4 protein-coding genes are annotated in these 6,523 nt (G+C 71.8%); 2 read left to right on the top strand and 2 right to left on the bottom strand.

Going from position 1 to position 6,523, the window contains the following annotated elements; all coding sequences use genetic code 11:
• Both ACFWBD_RS21460 and ACFWBD_RS21455 read right to left on the bottom strand, forming a co-directional pair.
• On the bottom strand, positions 1-740 hold a 740-nt coding region (locus ACFWBD_RS21460), incomplete at its 3' end, for a maltotransferase domain-containing protein (protein WP_385668878.1).
• A gap of 191 nt (positions 741-931) precedes the next feature.
• On the bottom strand, positions 932-2,143 hold the full coding sequence (locus tag ACFWBD_RS21455) for a S8 family peptidase (protein WP_385668875.1): 1,212 nt from the start codon (positions 2,141-2,143) through the stop codon (positions 932-934).
• 279 nt (positions 2,144-2,422) lie between these two features.
• Here ACFWBD_RS21455 and ACFWBD_RS21450 point away from each other — a divergent pair, with 279 nt between their 5' ends.
• Positions 2,423-5,047, top strand: a complete 2,625-nt coding sequence (locus ACFWBD_RS21450) for a glycosyltransferase family 1 protein (RefSeq protein ID WP_385668872.1) — start codon at positions 2,423-2,425, stop codon at positions 5,045-5,047.
• A gap of 428 nt (positions 5,048-5,475) precedes the next feature.
• Positions 5,476-6,417: a hypothetical protein gene (locus ACFWBD_RS21445; protein ID WP_385668889.1), complete on the top strand. Its 942-nt coding sequence runs from the start codon at positions 5,476-5,478 to the stop codon at positions 6,415-6,417.
• Positions 6,418-6,523 lie beyond the last annotated feature (106 nt).

The following is a 6,523-nucleotide window of genomic DNA, read 5'->3' as shown; positions in this document are numbered from 1 at the left end:
TCGACCAGCAGCGGCAGCGGCTCGGAGGCGGTGACCAGCTCCCGCAGCGGATACCGGCCGAGCACGGCGTCGACCCGCGGCGTCAGCGCCGCCGCCAGCCGGGAGACGGCCGGGCGGCTCTCGTCGCGCAGCGCCTCGGCCGCCGTCAGCACCGCGGTGCGGTCGGGTCCCTCCGGCACGCCCCCGGCCGCCCGCTCGTACAGGCGTACGCCCTCTTCGAGGACCAGCTCGGTGTCCATCCCCGCGGGGATCTTGATGCGGGCGAGGTGCCGCCAGGTGGCGACCGGATCGCTCCAGGCCTCCACGGTGTACGTCCAGCGGCCCGTCGCGTCCGGCGTGACGTCCGCGCCCCAGCGGTCGGTGCCCGGGGCGAGTTCACGCATCGGCGTCCAGGGGCCCGGGTTGCCGTCCGGATCCCGCAGGACGACGTTGGCCGCGACGGCGTCGTGCCCTTCCCGGAACACGGTCGCCGAGACCTCGAAGGTCTCACCCGTGACCGCCTTCGCGGGCCGGCGACCCTGCTGGACGAACGGGCGGACGTCCAGGACGGGTATGCGCCCGACGGTGGTGACGTCGCCGCCCGAGGAGGATCGCTCCGGGGCCGGCGGACCGGGTACGGGCGGGAGCACCGGGACGGGCGTGTCCTTCTCGGCCCTGTCGGCGCTCTTGCCGTTCTTGCCGCTCTTGTTGTTCTTGGGGCGAGGCGTCGGGGGTGATGACGGGTGGTGCCTGGCTGGCATGACCGCTCCTGTCCGCATCAACGGGGGGTAGGCGGATGGATGTGGTGGGGAGGGGGTCCTGCGGGGGAGTACCGGAGGAGCCTTCCACCCTATTCGGGTGAGCAATCCGGCACGTTGTTAACTACTCGTGCCTTTGTCAACACACAAGACCGGCCCCGTTCGAGGGGAACGGAGCCGGCCTGGGAGCCCCGTCAGGTGAACGGTGGGACCTGGAGGAGTTTGTTCGGCGAACCGGTCCCCCGGCCGGAGACCTTGCCGTTCACCGCCCCCGTGACCAGCGCCCGCGCGACCTGAGCGGGCGTGGCTTTTGGGTGGTCGGCGAGGTGGAGCGCGGCCGCGCCCGCCGCGTGCGGCGCCGCCATCGACGTACCGGAGTACGTCACCCGTCCGGTGTCGCTCGTGTACGAAGCGGAGGTGATCGACACTCCCGGCGCGAACAGGTCGAGGGCCGAACCGTAGTTGCTGAAGCCCGCCCTCGCGTCCCCCCGGTCGGTCGCGCCGACCGTGATGGCCTCCCGCACGTCGGCGGGGGAGTGCAGGGCGGCCGGCTGTCCCACGTTGCCCGCGGCGACGGTGTAGGTGACGCCGGACCGGACGGAGCCGCGGACGGCCGCGTCCAGCGCCGCGTTGTAGCCGCCGCCCAGGCTGAGGTTGGCGACCGCCGGCCTGTGCGCGTGCCGGGTGACCCAGTCGATGCCCGCGATGGCCTGCGCGGTCGTGCCCGTACCGGCGTCGTCGAGCACCCGTACCGCGACCACCCTGGCCTTCCTGGCGACGCCGAGCCGGGTGCCCGCGACGGTGCCGGCGACATGCGTGCCGTGGCCGTTGCCGTCGGCGGCGACGCGGTCACCTCCGACGAAGTCCCAGCCGTAGCTCGCCCGGCCGGCGAAGTCGGCGTGCGTGATCCGGACGCCGGTGTCGAGCACGTACACCGTGACTCCGGCGCCCGCCGACTTCGGCCAGTTGTAGCTGTTGTCCAGCGGCCGGCCCGGCTGGTCGACGCGGTCCAGCCCCCAGGACGGCGGATTCCTCGCGACCCCGGCGGCATCCAGGGTCACCCGGGTGTCCTGGACCACCGAGGCCACCCGCGGATCGGCCGCGAGGCGCCGGGCCTGTCTCTCGTCGGCCGCGACGGCGAACCCGTTGAGGACCGTGTCGTAGGTCCGGCTGATGGTCACCCCGTACGAACCGACGAGTCTCCGCCCGGCCTTCGACGACGCTTCGGTGTCCCCCTTCAGCGTCACCAGATAACTTCCGCCGACGGAGCCGGGCAGACCGGCGCCGAGTATCTTCCCCTCCGGTGCGGCGTGCGCGGGCAGGGTGACGGCCGAAAGGACCACGGTCGTGACGACCGCGGTCAGGCCCCCCACCCGGCGCAGACGCCGTGTTCGCGTCCGTGCCATGGTTCGAGTTCCCCTCCTCGACTCGGCGCACGACGGCTTCGCCGACCTGTCCGACTTCGCCGGGTACGCCACTGGGCAGCCTCTCGTGCGGGGCGAAAGGCCACAAGGTGGCCTACCGGGGCGAAACAGGCTTTCGGCCCGTTGTCGCGGATCGGGCCGAAAAGCGAGGGTCCGCGGGCGGCCAGCCCTCAGCGAGGCCCGCGTCGGCGCCGGTACCTTCTTAGACGACGTGGACGCACACCGCCGTGCGTCTCTTCCTCACGCACGCCGAGGTGGAATGTGAAGGCGATCCGTCGATTCACCGTCCGACCCCTCCTCCCCGACCCCCTCCGGCCACTCAGCGATCTGGCCCGCAACCTGCGCTGGTCCTGGCACGCGGAGACCCGCGACCTCTTCCAGTCCGTCGACCCCGAGCGCTGGGCCGTCTCGGACGGCGATCCGGTGAGACTCCTCGGCGGCGTGCGTCCGGCACGCCTGACCGAGCTCGCCGGGGACCGCCGTTTCCTGCGCAGGCTGAGTGCCGCCGCCGACGACCTGCACGACTACGTGACCGGCGACCGCTGGTACCAGGCGCAGCCGCGCACCGCGGGGCTGCCCGCCGCCATCGCCTACTTCTCACCCGAGTTCGGCGTCACGGCCGCGCTGCCCCAGTACTCCGGCGGCCTCGGCATCCTGGCAGGCGACCATCTGAAGGCGGCCAGCGACCTGGGCGTCCCGCTGATCGGCGTGGGGCTGCTCTACCGGCACGGCTACTTCCGGCAGTCGCTCTCCCGGGACGGCTGGCAACAGGAGCACTATCCGGTCCTCGACCCCAACGAACTGCCGGTGACCCTCCTGAAGGAGGACGACGGCACCCCCGCGCAGATCTCCCTCGCCCTCCCCGCCGGCAAACAGCTGCACGCCCGGGTCTGGCTGGCCCAGGTCGGCCGGGTCCCGCTCCTCATGCTCGACTCGGACGTCGAGGAGAACGACCTCGGCGAACGCGGGGTGACCGACCGGCTCTACGGCGGTGGCAGCGAGCACCGGCTGCTCCAGGAGATGCTGCTGGGCATAGGAGGTGTCCGGGCGGTACGCACGTACTGCCGGCTGACCGGCCACGCCCCGCCCGAGGTCTTCCACACCAACGAGGGCCACGCGGGCTTCCTCGGCCTGGAACGGATCGCCGAACTCGGCGACGCGGGACAGGACTTCGACTCCGCCCTCGAAGCCGTCCGGGCCGGCACGGTCTTCACCACCCATACCCCCGTCCCCGCCGGCATCGACCGCTTCGACCGTGAACTGGTCGCCCGCCACTTCGGCCCGCAGGCCGAGCTCCCGCGCATGGACGTCGACCGCATCCTGCGACTGGGCATGGAGACCTACCCGGGCGGCGAGCCGAACCTCTTCAACATGGCCGTGATGGGCCTGCGGCTGGCGCAGCGCGCGAACGGCGTGTCACTGCTGCACGGCCAGGTGAGCCGGGAGATGTTCTCCGGCCTGTGGCCCGGCTTCGACCCGGACGAGGTGCCGATCACCTCCGTCACCAACGGTGTGCACGCCCCGACCTGGGTGGCCCCGGAGGTCCTGCGCCTCGGCGCCCGCCAGTTCGGCTCCGGGCGGGCCGAGGACGCTCTGAGCGTCGGTGGCTCCGACCGCTGGGACGCCGTCGCCGACATCCCCGACCAGGACATCTGGGAGCTGCGCCGCGAGCTGCGCGAGCAACTGGTGGTGGAGGTGCGCCGGCGGCTACGGGCGTCCTGGCGCCAACGGGGCGCGGGGACAGCTGAGTTGGGCTGGATCGACGGCGTCCTGGACCCGGACGTCCTCACCATCGGCTTCGCGCGCCGGGTCCCCTCGTACAAGCGCCTGACGCTGATGCTGAGGGACCGCGACCGTCTGATGGACCTGCTGCTGCACGCGGAGCGGCCGATCCAGATCGTCGTCGCGGGCAAGGCGCACCCGGCGGACGACGGCGGTAAACGGCTGGTCCAGGAACTGGTCCGGTTCGCCGACGACCCGCGCGTGCGGCACCGCCTCGTCTTCCTGCCCGACTACGGCATGGCGATGGCGCAGAAGCTGTACCCGGGATGCGACATCTGGCTCAACAACCCACTGCGGCCCCTGGAGGCCTGCGGCACGTCCGGTATGAAGGCGGCGCTCAACGGCTGCCTCAACCTCTCCGTGCTGGACGGCTGGTGGGACGAGTGGTTCCAGCCCGACTTCGGCTGGGCGATCCCCACCGCCGACGGCGTCGGCACCGACCCCGACCACCGCGACGACATCGAGGCGGCGGCCCTCTACGACCTGCTCGAACAGCGCATCACCCCCCGCTTCTACGAACGCGGCCAGGCGGGCCTGCCCGACCGCTGGATCGAGATGGTCCGCCAGACCCTCACCCTGCTCGGCCCGAAGGTGCTGGCGGGACGCATGGTCCGCGAGTACGTCGAACGGCTCTACACGCCGGCCGCCCACGCGCACCGGGCGATGAGCGCCGACACCGCGCGCGAACTCGCCCTGTGGAAACAGCGGGTGCGCTCGTCCTGGCACGCGGTGCAGGTGGACCATGTCGAGACGTCGGTGGCCACCACCACCGCCGAACTCGGCACGACCCTCGCATTGCGGGTCCGCGTCGGCCTCGGCGACCTCACCCCCGACGACGTCGAGGTGCAGGCCGTCTCGGGCCGCGTCGACGAGCAGGACCGCATCACGGACGCGACGACGGTCCCGCTGAAACCGTCCGGCGGCCCGGACCTGGAGGGCCGCTGGCTCTACGAGGGCCCCCTCGCCCTCGACCGCACCGGCCCCTACGGCTACACGGTCCGCATCCTCCCGTCCCACCGCCTCCTGGCCTCCGGCGCGGAGCTGGGCCTGGTGGAGGTGCCGACGGAGGAGGCGGTCGAGGGGGCGGGGGTGGTGTTGCGGTAGGCGCGCGGCAGAGGTACGACGCGCTCCGGGCGCCGACGCGATGGCGTCGGCGCCTGCGTTCTGTTGAGCACGCCTGATCGGTTGAGGCCGCATCGTCATCATGTCCGAGCAGTGCTGGCATAGGCTTTGCCGCTCGGTGATCGACGCAGAGAAAGGCCGACGAGCGCGTGGCCGAGAGACCGTCCGAAGAGCACAGATCCGGTTCGGAAGAGGGGGATGGGGACAAGGGTGGGCCGCCTCCCGAATCCGGCAGCTCCATATCCGACGCGGAATGGGCGAAGTTCGTCCAGGAAAGCGAACGCGGAATACCCGCCTCCGCGCCGAAGGAGCCGTCCGCGCGGGCTCGGTTGGTCGCCGGCCGGCTGCGGGAGCAGGAGTCGCGCGGGGTGAAGCCCGGGGGGTGGCGTACCACTGCTTCCTTGCAGGAGATGGAAGAGCGGGCGTCCCGGAAGAGGCGGCGGCTGTGGGGCTTCCTTGGTCTGCCCGTCGTGATCGCTCTGGCCCTCGTGGCGATGCGGCCGTCGCTGCTGCCCGGGGACCTCTTCAGCGCCCTTGATCCGGAGGCCGCCGTCTCCGCGTCACCGCTGCCGGCCGAGACCGCGGCCCCGAGCGCGGCGCCCGACGCGGTGGATCCCCAAAGGCCCACCTTCGCCCGGCCGTTCGCGGGCTCTCCCGCCGCGCAGTGGGCCGACGGCGAGGCCGGCATCGTCCTGCCGAAGGCGACCTCGGTCGGATCGCTGTCCAAGGCGCAGGTGGAGCAGGCGCTCAAGCAGACCGGGAAGCTCCTGATCGACGCCAACCTCGACCCGGCCACCCTGCGCGGCGGACGTCCGGAGACCGCGCTCGCGGTGATCGAACCCCAGCAGACGGACCTGATCAAGCTGTTGAACACCGCGCTGAGCAAGCCGGACAAGGACCACGACCCCCTGTGGATGTTCAGCCGCTTCGACCCCGCCGAACTGCGCCTGGCCGGTGACGTGGTCAAGACCCGGGGACGGATGACGTTCAAGGCGAGTAAGCGTTCCTCCGTCGTCGTGCACGCCGACTACACCTTCGTCTACCCGGTGGTGCGCATCGGCAAGGACGCCACGACCGAGGTGGAACGCACCATCATCCGCCGCGTACTCGACGTCGAGCTCTACGACCCCGCCGAGTACATCGTCACCCCGGGGAAGATCACCGTCACGAGATACGACGAGGAGATCGGCAACTCCGCCTGCGACGTCTACGACGGCTATCTGCACCCCGAGTTCGCGACGACCGGGCCGACGGGCGCGCCTGCCACCGGGCCGACCACGGACCCGTACGACCGCAGCCAAAGCCTCGACGAGAACCGCGAAGCGGGCTGCGGCGTGGTGTCCCGCACCTGATCCCACGGACGCGCGTCCAACGGGGCGGCGGGGTCGGGAAGTCACTGGGGTTCGAGGTCGGTGGGTGAGGCCGGCGGGGCCGGGGGAAAACCGGTGGGCAGATCGA

This window comes from Streptomyces sp. NPDC060002, from assembly GCF_042737245.1.
GTDB lineage: Bacteria > Actinomycetota > Actinomycetes > Streptomycetales > Streptomycetaceae > Streptomyces.
The sequence above is the reverse complement of the archived record's forward strand: the minus strand, read 5'-3'. Positions and strand labels throughout refer to the sequence as shown.

Excerpts from the sequence above, each read along its gene's own strand:
- ACFWBD_RS21455 (WP_385668875.1), bottom strand. The coding sequence starts at position 2,143 with ATGGCACGGACGCGAACACGGCGTCTGCGCCGGGTGGGGGGCCTGACC.
- ACFWBD_RS21445 (WP_385668889.1), top strand. The coding sequence starts at position 5,476 with ATGGAAGAGCGGGCGTCCCGGAAGAGGCGGCGGCTGTGGGGCTTCCTT.